The sequence below is a fragment of the Cohnella algarum genome (assembly GCF_016937515.1).
GTDB lineage: Bacteria > Bacillota > Bacilli > Paenibacillales > Paenibacillaceae > Cohnella > Cohnella algarum.
This window is the reverse complement of sequence record NZ_JAFHKM010000002.1, coordinates 656101-673823: the sequence shown is the minus strand read 5'-3', so window position 1 is coordinate 673823 and position 17723 is coordinate 656101. Positions and strand designations below refer to the sequence as shown.

At 60.4% G+C, this 17723-nt stretch carries 17 protein-coding genes; 16 read left to right on the top strand and 1 reads right to left on the bottom strand.

Features of this window, described 5'->3' with window-relative positions; translation table 11 throughout:
• Positions 1-86: 86 nt before the first annotated feature.
• From JW799_RS03190 to JW799_RS03175, 4 genes are all read left to right on the top strand, one after another.
• Entirely contained in the window at positions 87-2327 is a 2241-nt protein-coding gene (locus JW799_RS03190) for an ATP-dependent helicase (protein ID WP_205428647.1), read from the top strand.
• Between the two features lie 82 nt (positions 2328-2409).
• A complete protein-coding gene (locus JW799_RS03185) occupies positions 2410-3147 on the top strand; it encodes a DUF3153 domain-containing protein (RefSeq protein WP_080835945.1) in 738 nt (245 codons plus the stop codon).
• Positions 3148-3154: 7 nt separating this feature from the next.
• Positions 3155-4378, top strand: a complete 1224-nt coding sequence (locus JW799_RS03180; protein WP_205428645.1) for an MFS transporter — start codon at positions 3155-3157, stop codon at positions 4376-4378.
• Positions 4379-4581: 203 nt separating this feature from the next.
• Positions 4582-5787, top strand: coding sequence for a S1C family serine protease (locus JW799_RS03175; RefSeq protein WP_080835950.1), 1206 nt, complete (start codon positions 4582-4584; stop codon positions 5785-5787).
• 49 nt (positions 5788-5836) lie between these two features.
• On the opposite strand, the gene JW799_RS03170 is transcribed toward JW799_RS03175, so the two are convergent.
• Positions 5837-6862: a cation diffusion facilitator family transporter gene (locus JW799_RS03170; RefSeq protein WP_205428643.1), complete on the bottom strand. Its 1026-nt coding sequence runs from the start codon at positions 6860-6862 to the stop codon at positions 5837-5839.
• 286 nt (positions 6863-7148) lie between these two features.
• Here JW799_RS03170 and JW799_RS03165 point away from each other — a divergent pair, with 286 nt between their 5' ends.
• From JW799_RS03165 to JW799_RS03115, 12 genes are all read left to right on the top strand, one after another.
• The gene (locus JW799_RS03165) at positions 7149-7394 is read left to right on the top strand and encodes a globin family protein (RefSeq protein WP_205428641.1); all 246 of its coding nucleotides are present in this window, start codon (positions 7149-7151) and stop codon (positions 7392-7394) included.
• The gene (locus tag JW799_RS03160) at positions 7384-7545 is read left to right on the top strand and encodes a hypothetical protein (protein WP_176220764.1); all 162 of its coding nucleotides are present in this window, start codon (positions 7384-7386) and stop codon (positions 7543-7545) included. Before JW799_RS03165 ends, JW799_RS03160 begins: the two co-directional genes overlap by 11 nt.
• Complete coding sequence (locus tag JW799_RS29915; RefSeq protein ID WP_420830671.1) at positions 7527-7682, top strand: methyl-accepting chemotaxis protein; 156 nt, start codon at positions 7527-7529, stop codon at positions 7680-7682. Before JW799_RS03160 ends, JW799_RS29915 begins: the two co-directional genes overlap by 19 nt.
• The gene (locus JW799_RS29180; protein ID WP_275901435.1) at positions 7664-7888 is read left to right on the top strand and encodes a hypothetical protein; all 225 of its coding nucleotides are present in this window, start codon (positions 7664-7666) and stop codon (positions 7886-7888) included. The genes JW799_RS29915 and JW799_RS29180 overlap by 19 nt, the downstream gene beginning before the upstream one ends.
• Before the next feature lie 1097 nt (positions 7889-8985).
• A complete protein-coding gene (locus JW799_RS03150) occupies positions 8986-9825 on the top strand; it encodes an SPFH domain-containing protein (protein ID WP_080835953.1) in 840 nt (279 codons plus the stop codon).
• A gap of 19 nt (positions 9826-9844) precedes the next feature.
• Positions 9845-10033, top strand: a complete 189-nt coding sequence (locus JW799_RS03145; RefSeq protein WP_080835955.1) for a type II toxin-antitoxin system antitoxin — start codon at positions 9845-9847, stop codon at positions 10031-10033.
• An 81-nt stretch (positions 10034-10114) separates the two neighbouring features.
• Entirely contained in the window at positions 10115-10864 is a 750-nt protein-coding gene (gene pxpB / locus JW799_RS03140; protein ID WP_245809733.1) for a 5-oxoprolinase subunit PxpB, read from the top strand.
• Positions 10861-11913, top strand: a complete 1053-nt coding sequence (locus tag JW799_RS03135) for a 5-oxoprolinase subunit C family protein (protein WP_080835957.1) — start codon at positions 10861-10863, stop codon at positions 11911-11913. The genes pxpB and JW799_RS03135 overlap by 4 nt, the downstream gene beginning before the upstream one ends.
• Positions 11910-12671 (top strand): LamB/YcsF family protein, encoded by a 762-nt coding sequence (locus tag JW799_RS03130; RefSeq protein WP_080835959.1) that lies wholly within the window; start codon positions 11910-11912, stop codon positions 12669-12671. The genes JW799_RS03135 and JW799_RS03130 overlap by 4 nt, the downstream gene beginning before the upstream one ends.
• A gap of 18 nt (positions 12672-12689) precedes the next feature.
• Positions 12690-13379, top strand: a complete 690-nt coding sequence (locus JW799_RS03125) for a nucleotidyltransferase family protein (protein ID WP_080835961.1) — start codon at positions 12690-12692, stop codon at positions 13377-13379.
• 256 nt (positions 13380-13635) lie between these two features.
• On the top strand, positions 13636-15474 hold the full coding sequence (gene glmS / locus JW799_RS03120; RefSeq protein ID WP_080835964.1) for a glutamine--fructose-6-phosphate transaminase (isomerizing): 1839 nt from the start codon (positions 13636-13638) through the stop codon (positions 15472-15474).
• A gap of 29 nt (positions 15475-15503) precedes the next feature.
• Entirely contained in the window at positions 15504-17723 is a 2220-nt protein-coding gene (locus JW799_RS03115) for a glycoside hydrolase family 5 protein (protein ID WP_240353133.1), read from the top strand.

The window sequence follows — 17723 nt, the reverse complement described above, 5'->3', positions numbered from 1 at the left end:
TTTTGGGGAGGAATAGCGAACTACCCATGCTATAATAGAAAAAAATTCAGGTACGAAGCAAGAGAGCCATAGAGAGGGAAACGAAAATGACCGGCAAGGAAGATTATTGGAGCCGTAAACAAAGGGAACTCGGCGTTAAGTTGAACGAAGTGCAGAAACAAGCGGTCATGCGGACCGAAGGGCAGCTGCTGCTGCTTGCCTCGCCGGGATCCGGCAAGACGACGACGCTGATGATGCGGATCGGCTACTTGATCGAGGAAAAAGGCGTTTCTCCGTCCCGCATTCTCGCGGTCACCTTCAGCCGGGAGGCGGCGGGCGATATGAAGGCGCGGTTTTCCTCGTTTTTTCCGGGATTGGCGGAAGGCGGCGTGCGTTTTTCGACGATCCATAGTTTGGCTTACGAGATGGCAAGGGAGCATTTTCGCCGCAAGGGAGTCGCCTACCGCCTGATCGAAGGGGATGCGGGGAACGACGGGACGCCGCCGGAATCCGGTCCGTTTCCGCTGCACAAAAAGGCTATCCTCCGCAACCTTTACCAGCAAATCGCGCACGACCTGCCGACCGAGGACCAGATGGAGGAGCTGCTTACGTATGCCAGTCTCGTCAAAAATCGCCTTTTGCCCCCCGCCGAATGGCAAAAGGTAAAATGCGGGGTACCTCGCGCCGCGGACATCGTCCGGGAATACGAGGCGTTCAAGCGGTCGGATCCGGGCTTGCGGCTCATCGACTACGACGATATGCTGACGATCGCGAACGAAGCGCTGGAGACCGACGCCGAACTGCTCCGCCGATATCAGAGCCGGTACGATTACGTGATGACGGACGAAAGCCAGGACACGTCCCTGGCGCAGCACCGCATCGTCGAAAAGCTGGTTCGCGGGCACGGCAATCTGTGCGTCGTCGCCGACGACGACCAAAGCATTTATACGTGGCGGGCGGCGGAGCCGCAATATTTGCTGGATTTTCGCAAAGTATACCCGCAGGCCGCCGTGCTGATGATGGAGCAAAACTACCGCTCCTCCAGGCAGATCGTCGAGGTGGCCAACCGCTTCATCAAGCGGAATAAAGCCCGATACGACAAAAATATGTTTACGGACAATCCCCCGCACGCGCCCGTCCGCATCCGGCAATTCAACGACCATCGCGTCCAGACGAAATATTTGGCGGAGCAGCTTGGCAGGACGGCCCCTTTAAGCGAAACCGCCGTCCTGTACCGCAACCATTCCTCGGCGATCGCGCTGGCGAACGAGCTGGAGCGCGCGGGGATTCCGTTTTATATGAAGGACTCGGATTACCGCTTTTTTTCCCATTGGGTCGTCGAGGATATTTTGAATTTCATGCGGATGACGTTCAACGATCGCCGCCCGGATTTGCTCGAGCGCATTCATGCCAAGATGGGCGGGTATATTACGAAGCAGCAGATGGCGCAATTGAAAGCGGCCGCGGGCGGGGGCAACGTTTTCGACGAGTTGCTGCTGCGCGTGCCCCTTCAGGACTATCAGCCCAAGCTGCTGGAAGAATTGAAGGAAACGATCGAAAAGATGAAAGGAGCGCCGCCGCTTCAGGCGATCCGCACGATCCGGGGCAAGCTCGGCTACGAGAAGGCGCTGGACAAAATGTGCGAAAATCTCGGGTTCCGCAAAGACTACCTGGCCGGGGTGCTGAACACGCTGGAATCGGTTGCGGATACGCTCGGCACGATGGAGGAGTTCGCCGCGCGGCTTACCTATTTGGAGGCGGTCATGCGAAAAGCCAAGACCCGCAAGGGCGAGGAAGCGGTAACGCTGTCCACGCTGCACAGCGCCAAAGGGCTGGAATTCGAGCGGGTGTATATGATCGATCTGATTGACGGAATTCTTCCCTCGAAGGAGGAGACCGACGAAGAAAAAGCCGGGCGGCCGGAAGCGATGGAGGAAGCGGCGAGGCTGTTTTATGTCGGCATGACCCGGGCGAAGCGGGACCTGAAGCTGTTGACTTACAAGTGGAAGGACGGAATGGAGACGAAGGAGTCCCCGTTCGTCGCCGCGGTGCGCCGGCTGCAGGAGCCGGCGAAGCCGGAAGCCGCCGCGAGCGATCGGGGCGGGCCGCCCGACAAAACGGAGCGTCGCGAACGCGATCCGGACGCGATTTCGGATGCGTCGCAACTGGCGGTCGGCTCGGAAGTGTGGCACCGGGCGTTCGGCATCGGCGTCATTGCGGGCTTGGAGCGGGACACGATCGGCATTCGGTTCGGCGGGGAATTGAAGATGCTGTCCGTCCGGCACTGTTTGGAGCTGGGATTGCTCAAGCCGCCCGAACGAAGCGACACGGAAAAACTTGCAGAATAGTCGTACAAATTTGTCCCCGACCTCCATTCCGTCGTTCGATTCTGATAGAATAAAAGCAGACAACTATGGAATCGGGTGACACATGAACGAACACGGACGCGCTCGAAAATGGACGAAGCTGTTGGCCCTTTTGGTCGGAAGCGTGCTATTGCTTTCCTCTTGCGCCCAAGGGGAAGCGCACGTGACGATCAACCGGAACGGGACCGCCGATCTCGATCTCGACCTTTCGGTCAGCAAGCAAATTTTAACCGCCATCGGCAAAGCGGATATTATGAACGAGTTGGCCGAACGCTTCGAACAGGCGGGAATGGGCGTTCGGATTACCGACCGGGACGGACAAGCCCAAATCGAGGCCTCCAGACGCGTCGATCTCAGGGAGTACAGCGGCGATTTGACCGACCTCCCGGAGGGCATCGAAGTGGAGGATGCCGAAGAGAAAAAATGGTTTTACACGAAGCATGCGGTGGCGGTTACCCTCGATTTGGCGCCGATGCTTGAGCAAGGCCAGCAGGAATGGATCGGGCAACTGTCGACGCTGCCGGACTTGATGAAGAAGCTTATTCAAAGCCAGCTCAAGTTCGCGATCGTGTTGACGCTGCCGATCAAGGCGGACGGAAGCAACGCCGATGAAGTGACCGACGGCGGCCGAACGCATCAATGGAACGTCGATTTGTTCGAGGCGAACCGTTTCGAGCTGGTTGTGAACGTGCCGAATCTCGAGCATATCGCTTATGCGGTCGGCGCGCTACTGCTTCTTTTCATCATAGGGGGAATTTACCTCTACCGGTCGATCCGGAGACGAAAAACCACCAGGATGTGACGGCGGAATGGAGTATTCTTGGAAACGAAATTTGATTGTGCTTTGGGTAGGCGTCTTTTTCTGCAGCACGGCGTATTCGATTTCGATCCCGTTTCTCCCGCTTTTTTTGCATGCGGATCTCGGCGTAACGAGCCATCTCGAGCTCTGGTCGGGCTTGGCTTTCGGTATCACCTTTTTGGCCAGCGCCTTGATCGCGCCCTATTGGGGTTCGTTGTCCGACAAATACGGCCGCAAGCCGATGCTGATCCGCTCAGGCTATAGCCTGGCGGTTCTTTACGTTTTGACGTATTTCGTGCACGATCCGTATCTGTTTCTCGTCGTAAGGGTGTTCCAGGGACTGCTGGCCGGCTACGTTCCGGCATCGATCGCGCTGGTGGGAACGAACACGCCGGAGCGGAATTCCGGTTACGCTCTCGGCATTATGGCGACGTCCGGCGCGACGGGGGGCATCATCGGGCCTCTTGTCGGCGGCGTCGTGAGCCACTACATGGGCAACCGGGAATCGTTTTTGTTTTCGGGAGCGATCGTGCTTGTCTCGGCGCTGATCGCCCATTTTTTCGTCAAAGAGAAAAACTTCAACCGCAGCGCCAAACGCTCGCGCGTCCGCGAAGACATCAAGCTGGCGTTCTCCAATCGCGCCTTCGCGAGCGCGCTCGGCCTCGTGGCGCTGGCTACGTTTTCCGTCATGATTCTGGAGCCTTTGCTTACCGTATACGTAATGGAGCTCGGCGCGGATCAGGACGAGGCTTCGCTGCAATCGGGCATTATCTTTTCCGCGGTCGGCATCGCCACGCTGATCGCGGCGCCGCAATGGGGGAAAATCGGAAGCCGGATCGGCTTCGTCAAAGTGCTGGTCATCGGGCTCCTGGGCGGCGGCATCGGCAACATTCTGCAGTTTTTCGTCGGCCATTACGCGGGGTTCGGCGCGCTCCGCTTCGTTTACGGACTGTTTTTCGCCGGCGTTTATCCGGCATTGAACGCGCTGATCGTAAAGGTGACGGAGCCGGAGTTCCGAGGACGGGCATTCAGCCTGAACCAGTCGGCTACCCAGCTGGCGACGATGCTCGGCCCGATCGTCGGGGGCGCGCTTGGCGGCTGGATTCCGATCCGCTGGGTGTTCGTCCTCAACGGGGTGCTGCTGATCGGTTCGGCGCTGCTGCTGCTCGGCAATCGAAGCGCGGTTTCCTCCGACCGCGTCCGGCAAGCGGAGGGCAGACGGGCGGAGATGTAAAGGCAGACGGCATGGAGATGAATTTCAACCGAACGCCGAAGCAAACTTTCAGCCGAATCGGGGCGATGGTTTGCCGATGGCTGCTCGGACGAAATTCATCTTTTTTTCACCTGCGTTTAAGGCGGATTTAAGGATGGAAATTATGATAAAGGGTGGAAACGTTATGGATTAATCCGACAGAAATTTTTGCGGGAGGAATCTTGATGATGTTTCGCGGAAAATGGACAAGAGCCGCAGCCGCCGTCGCGGGCGGAGCGGTCGGGGCGATGTTGCTGGTCGCCGCGGGAGTGAATCCTTTCGTCGGGCCTTCTCCGGAAGAAAGCTATGCGTCCGGTTCAGCCGTCCGGCAGGGCGGGGTAATGAACGTGGCGCTGTCGGCCGGCAAGACCCATTCGATCCCCGACATCGTGCAAGCTTCGAATCCGGCGGTCGTCCTGATCGAAACGTACGCCAAGTCGGGCAGGCAGACGTCGCCTTATTTCAACGATCCGTTTTTCCGGTACTTTTTCGGGGATCCGGAGCAGCAGCCGAGAGCTTCGGAAGGCGGAGAACTGCAGCGGATCGGAGCCGGTTCCGGCTTTTTCTACAAGGCCGACGGTTACATTCTGACCAACGAGCATGTCGTCAGCGGGGCGGATCGGATCGAAGTGACGGTCCAGGGAGAAAACGAGCCGTTCGTGGCGAAATTGCTGGGATCGAGCGCGGAACACGACCTCGCCGTGCTCAAAATCGACGGAAGCCGTTCATTCTCCACGCTGTCGTTCGGGGATTCCGATCAATTGAACGTGGGCGATTGGGTCGTGGCCATCGGCAATCCGTTCGGCTTCGAGCACACGGTGACGGTCGGGGTCATCAGCGCCAAAGAGCGCGACATCCCGGTCGTGAGCAGCAGCGGACAAAGGGAATACAGGCATCTGCTGCAGACGGACGCCTCGATCAACTCCGGCAACTCCGGCGGGCCGCTGATCGACTTAAGCGGACATGTGATCGGCATCAATACGGCCAAAAGCACCCAAGCCCAAGGCATCGGCTTTGCGATCCCGAGCGGCACGGTCGTTCCGCTGATCGAATACCTGGAATCCGGAACGCCGATTCCGTCGTCCTACATCGGAGTTTCCGTTTCCGACATCGACGAATCCTGGATGAACCGGCTGAAGCTCGGCTCCCGCGAGGGCGCGATGGTGCTGCAGGTGCTGCCGGGAACGCCGGCGTACGAAGCCGGTCTCCGTCAATACGATGTCATCGTTCGGATCAACGGCGAGAACGTAAAGAACAAGGACGATCTGCAGGACCGCATAGCGGAAGCCAAGATCGGCAACCAATTGACGCTGACGGTCGTTCGCGACGGCAAGCAGCAGGAGTTTACGGTCGTCGTCGGCGACCGAAACAAAGCGAACGCCGAGGCTTGAGGACGCAAGCCCCGGCGCCCTCGGCTTCTCTGCTGCCTGCGAGCGGCGGCTAAACTTTGATCTCCCGGTGATGAATCGCCGAGGATTCCACCTGAATCGTCGTGTGCTCGATGCCGTATTTCTGCTCGATGAGGCGGATGGCGTTTTGCAGAACGCCTTGACAGTCTTTTCCGTCCTCGACGAGCACATGGCAGCTTAGCGAGTCGAAGCCCGAAGTAATTGTCCAAATATGCAAATCGTGAACGTCTTTGACTCCGTCGATGGCCATCAGGGATTCCTTCACCTCGGCCTGGTCGATGGACGAAGGCGTTCCTTCCATTAAAACGTGAACCGTATGCTGAATGATGCCCCAAGCGCTTTTCAAAATGAGCAGGGAGACGAAGACCGAAATGATCGGATCGGCCGCGTACCAGTCGAAGGCAAGCATGACAACGCCCGCGACGATGGCGCCGACCGAGCCGAGCGCGTCGCCCAGCACATGGAGATAAGCGCTTCTTACGTTGACGTTGTTTTTGACGTCGCCTTGCCGCATAAGCGCCCAAGCGCTCGCGAGGTTCGCCAGCAGACCGACGGCCGCGATCGCCATCATCGATCCGCTCGCGACTTCGGGAGGATTGCCGAACCGCTGAATCGCCTCCCACACGATAAATCCCGCAATGACGAAAAGCGCGATGCCGTTGAACAGCGCGGCCAAAATTTCAAACCGGTAAAAGCCGTACGTTTTGCTCGGGGAAGACGGCTTCGATGCGAACCAGATCGCGACGAGGCTGAGCAGCAAGGCGCTGGCGTCGCTCAGCATGTGCCCGGAGTCGGACAGCAGCGCCAAGCTGTTCGTCCATAAGCCGCCGACGAACTCGAGCGCCATAATGCCGACCGTAATGGACAGGGCGATGGCCAGCCCTTTTTTATTGCCGGATCTTGCATGGTCGTGTCCATGATGGTGTCCGTGATGGTGGCCGTGATGGTGGTTATGGCCCCCGTGATGATGGGAATGTCCGCGGCTCGGCGATCGTTCGAGATCGTGCTCGTGATCGTGAGAATGCTCGTGATCGTGAGAATGCGTATGATTGGTCATCCGGAAAACCCCTTTGCTGCCCGGCAGCGGCGAAACGTCTGCCAAACGTATGATATGCGAAAAAACGAAATCGAACAGCAAAAAAGCAATTTATATATATGAGCAATTATTCATATGTTCATGATAATGGTTAAAAGCTCCAATGTCAAGCGGAGAGATCATTGTAAAATATGCGTAAACTCCTATTGCGGAATCAGGAATTGCTGCCGATATATGTAATAGTACCCATTGATAAAGCCTATCCTCCGGCGATAAGCATCCTTGGAATGACAGAAGGGGGATTCGCTTGATCTCATTGCACCCTGATCGGAAAAAACAGTTGGACTACGTCGGCATAACGGATCGGGATTTGTCTATGCTCCATGGAAAAGAAAACGAATTTAACAAAGTGGCGGACCGGCTCGTGGACGAGCTGTACCGGCGAATAAGCGCCATTCCCGAGCTGACGGACATCATGGCTGGCGGCCGAACAAAAAAATCTCCTTACGGGCGTAAACGCCGCCGTTCAGGATTTGTTTTCCATGATGACTGAGCTCAGCGGCAGCGGAGAGCACGTGGCGGAAACGGCGGACCGCACGGCGGAAACGGCGGACCGCACGGCGGAATCGCAAAAGGTTACCCACGGCAGCATCAAGGAATTGGCCGATGAAGTCCGTTCGTGCAAATGCTGGGAACGGTCATGAAAGAAGTCGCCGACCAGTCGCATATTTTAGGGCTGAACGCGGCGATCGAGGCGGCCAGAGCGAACGAATACGGGCGGGGATTCGAAGTGGGGCGGCTGAGATCCCCAAGCTTGCCAGCATGTCCAAGGACTCCTTGAAATCCGTAGAGGATCGGTTGTCTCGCGTCAACCGGCTGCTTTCGCAAGTTCGGCAGGAGTCGGAGCTTGCCGCCGGATACGCGGAAGATCAAGCCGCAAGCGCTCAAAGGCTGCTCTCCTTCGTCCGGATGATCGAAGAGGTCACGCAGCAATTGGAGCATTTAAGAAACGAGTCGCAAAACTGCATTTTATCCGAGGCGAGGTAGGCCATTAGGGGCCTGCCTTTTTTCGTGCGCTTGTGACGGGTTCCCGTTGGCTCAGTGGGTGTTGCGTATTTGCAGACTGATGACGATATCCCGCTGGCTCAGTAGGTGCTGCGGTTTTGCGCGCTTGTGACGGTATCCCGTTGGCTCAGTGGGTGTTGCGTATTTGCAGACTGATGACGATATCCCCCGGCTCAGTAGGTGCTGCGGTTTTGCGCGCTTGTGACGGGTTCCCGTTAGCTCAGTGGGTGTTGCGTATTTGCAGACTGATGACGATATCCCGCTGGCTCAGTAGGTGCTGCGGTTTTGCGCGCTTGTGACGGGTTCCCGTTAGCTCAGTGGGTGTTGCGTATTTGCAGACTGATGACGATATCCCGCTGGCTCAGTAGGTGCTGCGGTTTTGCGCGCTTGTGACGGTATCCCGTTGGCTCAGTGGGTGTTGCGTATTTGCAGACTGATGACGATATTCCGCTGGCTCAGTAGGTGCTGCGGTTTTGCGCGCTTGTGACGATATCCCGCTGGCTCAGTAATCCTTCTGAAAGTTAAAGGTGCCGGTTTCTAGTTGCGATTTAAGCAAAGAGCTTTACTCCTATTTGAAAAACAAGGGATCCGAACCTGAAAATGTGGCTAATTCTGGAGGGGGAGACCGCTGAGCGAAGGGGATACCGTCATAAGGCTGGCGGAGGGAAACATAGAGCCGCGTTACGTTATTGCTGAAATGGGTCGTCAGTCAGCCGACCGGGCAGCTGCTGAGCGAAGGGGATACCGTCATAAGGCTGGCGAAGGGAAACATAGAGCCATGTTACGTTACTGCTGAAATGAGTCGTCAGCCAGCCGACCGGGCAGCTGCTGAGCGAAGGGGATACCGTCATAAGGCTGGCGAAGGGAAACATAGAGCCGCGTTACGTTACTGCTGAAATGGGTCGTCAGCCAGCCGACCGGGCAGCTGCTGAGCGAAGGGGATACCGTCATAAGACTGGGGAAACGTAGCACATTGACTGACGGACCTGCTGAGGCGCCCCTAAAGTTTTACATATAATTGAAAAAGTGATATCATACAAACATCAAAATGATCTACTTCCACGAGAGGGGCACTTTTCATGAAGGAATTCAAAGGTTATAGCGGAAACGGATTTATTGCGCTTGTTCTTACGTTGGCCTTACTGGGAGCCGCCGTTTATACGTTTGCCCAGGAATGGTGGGCGCTCGGAGGCATTTCGTCGTTGGCCGCGCTTCTTCTGCTGACCTCCATTACGGTCATTCAGCCCAATCAAGCGGCGGTAATTACGTTTTTCGGAAAATATTTGGGAACCGTGCGCAAAAGCGGCATCCATTTCGTCGTGCCTCTTTCGAATCGGAGCAAGGTGTCGCTGCGGGTACGCAACTTCAACAGCGCTACGCTGAAGGTGAACGACATCGAGGGAAGCCCGGTGGAAATTGCGGCCGTCGTCGTGTTCAAGGTGATCGATACGGCGAAAGCGCTGTTCGAGGTAGACAAATACGAGCAATTCGTGGAGACGCAAAGCGAATCGGCGCTTCGCCATGTCGCCACGAAGTATCCGTACGACAACGGCGGCGGGGAAGGGGTATCGCTTCGCGGGGATACGGAAATCGTCGCGGCGGAGCTGACGCGCGAGCTGCACGAACGGCTTGCGGCGGCCGGGGTGGAAGTGCTGGAAGCGCGATTGACTCACCTGGCCTACGCTCCGGAAATCGCCGGCGCCATGCTGCAGCGGCAGCAGGCATCCGCGATCGTGGCGGCGCGTCACATAATCGTGGAGGGAGCCGTCGGCATGGTGCAAGCCGCCATCGAGCAATTGGAGAAAGAAGGATACGTTCTGGATGAAGAAAGAAAAGCGGCCATGATGAACAATTTGATGGTTGCCATCGTATCGGACCGCTCCGCCCAACCGGTCGTTAACGCGGGAAGCCTCTACTAAGAGGAGAACGCGACAGAAGATGCCGGCCAAAAAGAGTTTCCCGCTTCGCATCGATCCGAAGCTCTACGAGGAGCTGGAACGGTGGGCGGCCGACGAACTGCGAAGCGTGAACGGCCATATCGAATATTTGCTGCGGGAGGCGCTGCGCCGGGCAGGCCGCGGAGAACGGCGCTCGATGCCCCCGTCCGACGAGGAAAAAGGACCCTGAAGGGAGCTACGGAAGGCTATTGCAGTCTCGGGTCGGGCGGTCTATGATAACTCCAAAGGCTTCAAGGAGGAGTGAACGCTCGTGCAACTGCAACCGGAAATCACGGCGCTCGGCGATGCGGCCGTCATCGCGAAGTTCGGGACGGACATCGATCCCCAGACGCACCGGCGAGTGCGGGCGCTTTACCGCGCGCTGCGGGAACGGCCGTTCGAAGGGATGATCGAAGCGGTGCCGGCGTTTACGTCGGTCGCCGTTTATTACGATAGCATGGCGATGTACCGAAAGCGCATACGGGACCGCACGGTGATGGGTCCGATCGGACCGGAGGAAAGCCCGTTTTTGTGGGTTCGCGATCTATTGGAGAAGCTGCTGGTCGGTCTCGAACGGATCGAGGACGAAGACGAGGACGTCGTCGGCATTCCGGTCTGCTACGGGGGCGAAAACGGACCGGATCTCGAAGCGGTGGCGGTCCGCTGCGGCCTGACGCCGGAGGAGGTCGTCCGTATCCATGCTTCCGGAACGTACAAGGTGTACATGCTCGGCTTCGCCCCCGGGTTTCCATATCTCGGCGGCGTGGATCCGCGCCTTGCCGTCCCGCGCAGGGCGACGCCGCGCCTGTTCGTCGCGCGCGGAAGCGTGGGGCTCGCGGGCGGCCAGACGGGCATCTATCCGGCCGACTCGCCGGGCGGCTGGCAGTTGATCGGGCGTACGCCGCTTTCGTTGTTTTTCCCCGACCGGACGCCGCCGACCTTGCTGAGAGTGGGACAAACCGTCAAATTTATTCCGATCGGCAAGCGCCAATTCGACGAATGGGGAAAGACGGAAACATGAGCGTTTCCGTTCTGAAGCCGGGCCTGCTGACGACGGTGCAGGACGCGGGACGCCTCGGCTACCGGCAGTACGGCATCGTCGAAGGCGGGGCGATGGATCCGTTTGCGTACCGGGCGGCCAACATTCTCGTCGGCAACGCCGCAAACGCGGCGGCGCTGGAGATGACGCTGCTCGGGCCGGCGCTGCTGTTTGAGCGCGAAGCGTTGATTGCGATCGCCGGCGCCGACTTGTCCCCGACGATCGACGGGGAAGCGGCGCCGCTTTGGGAGCCGCTTTTCGTGGCGGCGGGGGCCGTTTTGCGCTTCGGCGCCGCCCGTTCGGGCTGCCGGGCCTATTTGGCGATCGGCGGCGGGTTCGACGTGCCGGTCGTCATGGGGAGCCGATCCACGATGCTCTCCGCGGGGATCGGAGGATTTTCCGGCCGGGCGCTGCAGGAAGGCGATGTCTTGGAACGATTGACGCCAAGCGGTTGCGCTGCCGCGTTAACCTTGCTTGCGCGCGAGCGTCTGAAGCGTCCGAACGGCAAGCGGACGTTTGCCGGGGCGGGCTGGCAGGCTTCGGCGTCCATGCTGCCGGCCTACGGCGCCGAACCGGTCGTTCGCGTTCTTCCGGGAGGGCAGTACGAACGGTTCTCGCCTTCCTACGTCGAACGGTTTTTCGCGGAGGCGTTCGTCGTCGATCCGGAGTCGAACCGGATGGGCTATCGCTTGACGGGGGGAGCGGGAACGAATCCGATCCCGCCCCCCGGCTCCGCCGAGGATGAAATGCTGTCCGAGCCCGTCGCGTTCGGCACGATTCAGGTGCCCTCCGGCGGCAAGCCGATCGTGCTGATGGCCGATCGGCAGACGACCGGCGGCTATCCGCGAATCGCCGAGGCGATCGCGGCCGATCTGCCGCTGCTTGCGCAGCTCAGGCCCGGAGACCGCGTCCGCTTTCGGCTAACGGAGCTATGGGAAGCGCAGCGCCTGAATTTATGGACGGAAGCGGCGCTGGCCGCGCTTCGGGCCGGCGTCCGCGCGAAAGCGACGCGGGGAGGCGGATTCGATTGAAGCGAATGGATTTGAATTGCGATATGGGCGAAAGCTTCGGCGCTTACCGGATCGGACGGGACGAGGACCTGCTCCGCTTCGTCAGCTCGTGCAACATCGCCTGCGGCTTTCACGCCGGCGATCCCCGGACGATGCGCCGGACCGTGCGGCTCGCGCTGGAGCGGGGCGTGGCGATCGGCGCGCACCCGGGGCTGCCCGATCTGGCCGGCTTCGGGCGCCGGGAGATGCGCGTTTCTCCGGACGAGGCGTACGAGATGACCGTCTACCAGCTCGGCGCCCTCGAGGCGTTCGTTCGCTCGGAGGGCGGAAGGCTGCGGCATGTGAAGGCGCATGGGGCGCTCTACAATATGGCGGCAGCCGACGCCGCGCTGGCCGAAGCGATCGCCGAAGCGGTGCGCAAGGTCGATCCCGGGCTCATCCTGTTCGGCCTTGCGAACAGCGAGTGGATCCGGGCCGGCGCCAGGGCAGGCCTTCGCACCGCCGGCGAGGCGTTCGCGGACCGCGCGTACCGGGCCGACGGGACGCTTGTTCCGCGAAGCGAGCCGGATGCGCTTATCCGCGAAGAAGAGCAGGCCGTCGCCCAGGCGCTGCGAATCGCGGAAACGGGCGTCGTCGTAACCGGCGACGGGACGGAAGTGGCGCTGGCCGCGGACACGATATGCCTCCACGGGGACGGCGAGCACGCGCTGCCATTCGCGCGCCGCGTCCGGGAAGCGCTGGAGGAGGCGGGCGTGCTCGTTCGGGCGCCCTGGCTTTAACCGAAGGAGGCGACGGAAATGCCGCATGAACCCGAGACGCAAGGCGAACTCCATGCTGCCGATGCGGCCGCGCAATCGCTTCACCGGGATGCGCAATCGCCTCGCGAGGACGTGTGGATCGTCATCCTCGCCGCCGGCCTGTCGACCCGGATGGGCAGGCCGAAGCCGCTTCTCCCCGCTTGCGGAACGAGTCTGATCCGCCATGTGGCGAGCGCGGCGCTGCGCGCGTCGTCCGCATCCGGCATCGTCGTCGTGTGCGGGACGGAAGAAGCCGCCATCCGCCGGGAACTGGACGGCCTGCCCGTCGCGTTTGCGGTCAATCCGCAGCCCGGGCTGGGGCTGAGCGGCTCCCTCGCGGCGGGCATTCGCCGGATCGAGGAACTGCGGGGAGCGGCGGCGGTCGTCCTGCTGGGCGATCAGCCGGATCTCCGGGCCGAGACGATCGACCGGGCGATCGGCCTGTACCGGGAGACGGGCTGCCTTGCCGCGCAGGCGCGCTACGAAGGGAAGCCCGGCCATCCGGTGCTGCTCGACCGGCGGCTGTTTCCCGAGCTGCTGGCCGTCGAAGGCGATGTCGGCGCGCGGGACGTGCTGGCGCTTCATCGGAAGGATGTCCGTTTTGTCGATTCGCCCGGGCCGATGCCGGTCGATCTCGATACTCCGCAGGAATATGAGCTATGGCTGCGAAAGACGTTAAAATCCAAATAATAAAATCTTAATCCCGCTACAATGCGACGCATTGCGGCGGGATTTTCTTTTTTTTCCCGCCGCGCCGGACATTTCGGGGCTTTCAGCCGCTTTGGAAATGAAAGAATTGTAAGTTTTTCCTGGGCCGATTGTGAGAATTCCTACACGCAATGTTAGAAATCTCTCAGGCAAGCCGCTTTTGCCCGGTTTATGATACATGGTGCAACAACGGAATCGACAGCAACGCAATCGAATGCTGAGTCTGGAGTGATCGAATTTGTGCGGAATTATGGGATATATCGGCGACAAGTCTTCGCCGAGCATTTTGCTTGAGGGATTGAAAAAGCTGGAGTACCGCGGCTACGACTCGGCAGGAATCGCGGTTTGCGCCGAAGGCGGACTCCGGGTCGTGAAAGCGAAAGGGCGGATCGCCGATCTGGAACGGCGCCTTGAGCAGACGGAAATGCCGGCCGGCACGATCGGCATCGGCCATACCCGGTGGGCGACGCACGGCAAGCCTTCCGACCAAAACTCGCATCCGCACACGTGCGGCGAGCAAAACATTTCCGTCGTGCACAACGGCATTATCGAAAATTACATGGAACTGAAAGAAGAACTGGTCGCCGGCGGCGTCGAGTTCGTGTCGGAAACCGACACGGAAGTGATCGGCCATCTGATCGCCTCGCATTACGAGGGCGACATCGTCAAAGCCGTGCAGGCGGCGACGCGCCGGATGCGCGGCGCTTATGCGCTGGCGGTGCTGTCCGCGCGGGAGCCGGACAAGCTGATCGCGGTGCGGCTGCACAGCCCGCTCATCATCGGGATCGGCGACGGGGAGCATTTTATCGGCTCCGACATTCCCGCGATTTTGGAGCATACCCGCGACGTGTACATCCTCGACGACGGGGAAATGGCGGTGCTGACCAGGCAAGAAGCGAAGCTGATGACGATCGAAGGCAACTTTATCAAAAAGGAGCCGTTTCGCGTCCATTGGGACTTGGCCGTCGCGGAAAAAGCCGGCTACGACCACTTCATGCTCAAGGAAATCCACGATCAGCCGCAGGCGTTCCGCGATACGCTGAGCACCCGTCTGCTCACCGGATACCCGTGGATCTACTTTCCGGAGCTGAAGCTTTCGAAGGAACGGCTGAACGCGTTCGACCGCGTGCATATCGTCGCCTGCGGCACCGCCTTCCACGCCGGCCTCGTCGGCCGGCAGGCGATCGAAAAATGGGCCCGGCTCCCGGCCGAGGCGGACGTCGCCTCGGAGTACCGGTACCGCTCGCCGATCGTCGGGCCGAACACGCTCGTCCTCGTCGTCAGCCAATCGGGCGAGACGGCGGACACGCTGGCCGCGCTTCGCGAGGCCAAGCGGCATGGCGCTTACGCCGTCGCGGTGACGAACGTCGTCGGCAGCACGGTTGCCCGGGAAGCCGACGACGTCTTGTTCACCTGGGCCGGCCCGGAAATTTCGGTCGCCTCGACCAAGGCGTACACGACGCAGCTTCTCGTCCTGTACGCGTTCGCGCTGCATCTGGCATGCGCGCGGGGAACGATGGCGGACGCCGACATCGGCGAAGTCGTCCGGTCGCTTCAGGCGCTGCCGGATCAGGCGGAAACGGCGCTGCGGCAATCCGCCGCGGAAGTGAAAGCTTATGCGGAGGAAATCGCCGCCCGCGATCATCTGTTTTTCATCGGCCGCGGCATGGACTACGCGGCCGCGATGGAGGCTTCGCTCAAGCTGAAGGAAGTTTCGTACATCCATTCCGAAGCCTACGCGGCAGGCGAGCTCAAGCACGGCACGCTCGCGCTGATCGAGGAGGGCACGCCGGTCGTGGCGCTGGCCACCGATCCTTATCTGACGGAGAAAACCGTCAGCAATATCCGCGAAGTGATGGCGCGCGGCGCCCGCGTGCTCGGCGTCGCGCCCGCTTCGCAGGCGGAAGAGCTGGCGCGCCAGGCCGGCAGGGCGCTGCCCTTGCCCGATACGCATCCGATGCTGATGCCGGCGCTGGCCGCCATTCCGCTGCAGCTGCTCGCTTACTACGCTTCCGTTGCGCGGGGCTTTGACGTGGACAAGCCCCGAAATCTCGCCAAAAGCGTAACCGTCGAATAATGGCGGGCACGGGCGGACGGCGGAGCGGCTTGGGCCGGGGCGCCAAGCGGCTGCTCGGCATCGGGCTGCTTGCGGTCGTCTGCGCGTCCGGTTTTTACCTGTGGAGCCATTTCGTTTACGCGGACAAGGAAGTGGAACGGCTGACGGCCGAAGACGGCACGCGGCTGAAATTCCGGACCGAGGGCGAGGTCATCCAGATCTATGAGGATGGAGCCTGGCAGCCGCTTTTCGTGCAAGGGGTCAACCTGGGCGCGACGGTCCCGGGACATTTTCCCGGCGAATTTCCGATCGCGCGGGACGATTACATGCGCTGGTTCGCCCAAATCAAGGAGATGGGCGCGAACGTCATTCGCGTCTATACGCGCCATCAGCCGGTCTTCTACTCGAGCCTTGTCGAGTTCAACAACAAACACGCGGACGATCCGCTTTATTTCATACAGGGCATCTGGTCGCCGGAGGAGCAGCTGATCGAGAAGCGCGACGCCTACGACGAAGAGATTACGGCGGCATTCCTCGCGGAGATCGAAAAAGACGTCAAAGCCGTGTACGGCGATTTGGAGGAGCCGGAGTCCCCGGGCAAAAGCTCGGGAAGCTACCGGACGAACGCGGGGCAATATTTGCTCGCGTGGAGCATCGGCACCGAGTGGGACCCCGAAATGGTCGCGAACACGAACGAGCTGCACGCCGACAAAAAGGCGTTCGCCGGCGAATATTTCGCCGCTTCCGAAGGCGCCACGGCGTTCGAAGCCTGGCTCGCGCGGATGCTTGACCGCGCCGCCGCGACGGAGATCGCCTACGGCTGGCAGCATCCGATGACGTTCACGAACTGGGTGACGACGGACGTGCTGTCCCACCCGGAAGAGCCGCTGTTTACCGAGGATATGGTCAGCGTCGACGCGACGCATGTCCGGCCCGTCGATTGGAACGCCGGCTACTTCGCCTCTTACCATGCCTACCCGTATTATCCGGATTTTTTCCGCGTCGGCGACAAGGACGGGCGGACGGATACGTACGCGGCGTATTTGCGGCGACTGAAAGCATACCACAAGGACATCCCGCTCATGGTGACGGAGTACGGCGTGCCGTCCTCGGCCGGGGTCTCCCACGAAGGCCCGCTCGGCCGCTCGCAGGGCGGCCACAACGAGGCGGAGCAGGGGGAAATCGACGCCGACATGACGAAAATGATCCGCGGCGAAGGCTATGCCGGGGCGATCCTGTTCATGTGGCAGGACGAGTGGTTCAAGAAGACGTGGAACACGATGCCGATGGAGCTGCCGGAGGACCGGCGGGCCTACTGGCTCAACGTGCTGACGAACGAAAAGCAGTTCGGGCTGCTCGGCATGTACCCGGGACTGGAGGACAAGCTCCGCATCGACGGAGACGGCCGCGATTGGGACGAGCTGGACGAGACGGAAAAAACGGAGCTTGCCGCAAGCGTCCCCGGCGTCGAGTCGATTTACGCGGCGCACGACGAAGCGTATGTTTACTTGTCGATCCGGCTTGACCGCGATTTCGATCCGGACAAGGAGACGCTCCATATCGGCGCGGACACGCTGCCCGGCGGCAACCGCCACGGCAAGGAGCTGCCGGGCGTCACGCTGAACGAGGGGCTGGAAACGCTCGTGACGATCGGCAAGGACGACGAGACGGGCGTTCGGATCGCCGCCAACTACGATATGGAAAAGCGGCTGTACGGATTCGTCTACGGCATGATCGACATGTCGGAAGCGGAGCTGGCGGACGACTCCGGCCTGTTTAACGAATGGAGGCTGCCGCTGAGCCTGAAGATGGAGCCGCCCGATACGAAAACCGCCCATCCCTACGAGAACGTCGTCGTGGGCGGCCTCAGGCGCGGAACGAACAGTCCCGCCTCGCCGGCGTTCGATTCGCTTGCGATGTGGCAGTACGAAGGCGGCTTCATCGAGCTTCGCGTTCCATGGATACTGCTCGGCATCGCCGATCCGAGCTCGCTTCAGGCCGTGAGTTACGAAATGCCGGACAAGGCGTTCAAGACGGAGACGATCGCGGGCATCCGCTTCGTCCCGTGGATCGTCGACAAGCAGACGAACGCCGTTTCGGGCCTGAATGCGGAGGAGGCGGGCGGCCGACCGTACGACCTGTCGCAAGCGCCGCTGTACGCATGGGATGGCTGGGAGACGGTCGCGTATACGGAACGGCTGAAGACCGGCTATTTCATGATGCAGAACGCGTACCGCGAAATCGGCGGCAAGCCGAAAACGGGAGGCTAA

What these genes read in the sequence shown, in the direction of transcription:
- JW799_RS03125 (WP_080835961.1), top strand. Translation starts at nt 12,690, where the DNA reads ATGCCGCATGAACCCGAGACGCAAGGCGAACTCCATGCTGCCGATGCG.
- JW799_RS03170 (WP_205428643.1), bottom strand. Translation starts at nt 6,862, where the DNA reads ATGACCAATCATACGCATTCTCACGATCACGAGCATTCTCACGATCAC.
- JW799_RS03145 (WP_080835955.1), top strand. Translation starts at nt 9,845, where the DNA reads ATGCCGGCCAAAAAGAGTTTCCCGCTTCGCATCGATCCGAAGCTCTAC.
- JW799_RS29180 (WP_275901435.1), top strand. Translation starts at nt 7,664, where the DNA reads ATGTCCAAGGACTCCTTGAAATCCGTAGAGGATCGGTTGTCTCGCGTC.
- JW799_RS03175 (WP_080835950.1), top strand. Translation starts at nt 4,582, where the DNA reads ATGATGTTTCGCGGAAAATGGACAAGAGCCGCAGCCGCCGTCGCGGGC.
- JW799_RS03150 (WP_080835953.1), top strand. Translation starts at nt 8,986, where the DNA reads ATGAAGGAATTCAAAGGTTATAGCGGAAACGGATTTATTGCGCTTGTT.
- JW799_RS03160 (WP_176220764.1), top strand. Translation starts at nt 7,384, where the DNA reads ATGATGACTGAGCTCAGCGGCAGCGGAGAGCACGTGGCGGAAACGGCG.
- JW799_RS03190 (WP_205428647.1), top strand. Translation starts at nt 87, where the DNA reads ATGACCGGCAAGGAAGATTATTGGAGCCGTAAACAAAGGGAACTCGGC.
- JW799_RS03135 (WP_080835957.1), top strand. Translation starts at nt 10,861, where the DNA reads ATGAGCGTTTCCGTTCTGAAGCCGGGCCTGCTGACGACGGTGCAGGAC.
- JW799_RS03185 (WP_080835945.1), top strand. Translation starts at nt 2,410, where the DNA reads ATGAACGAACACGGACGCGCTCGAAAATGGACGAAGCTGTTGGCCCTT.
- JW799_RS03180 (WP_205428645.1), top strand. Translation starts at nt 3,155, where the DNA reads ATGGAGTATTCTTGGAAACGAAATTTGATTGTGCTTTGGGTAGGCGTC.
- JW799_RS29915 (WP_420830671.1), top strand. Translation starts at nt 7,527, where the DNA reads ATGCTGGGAACGGTCATGAAAGAAGTCGCCGACCAGTCGCATATTTTA.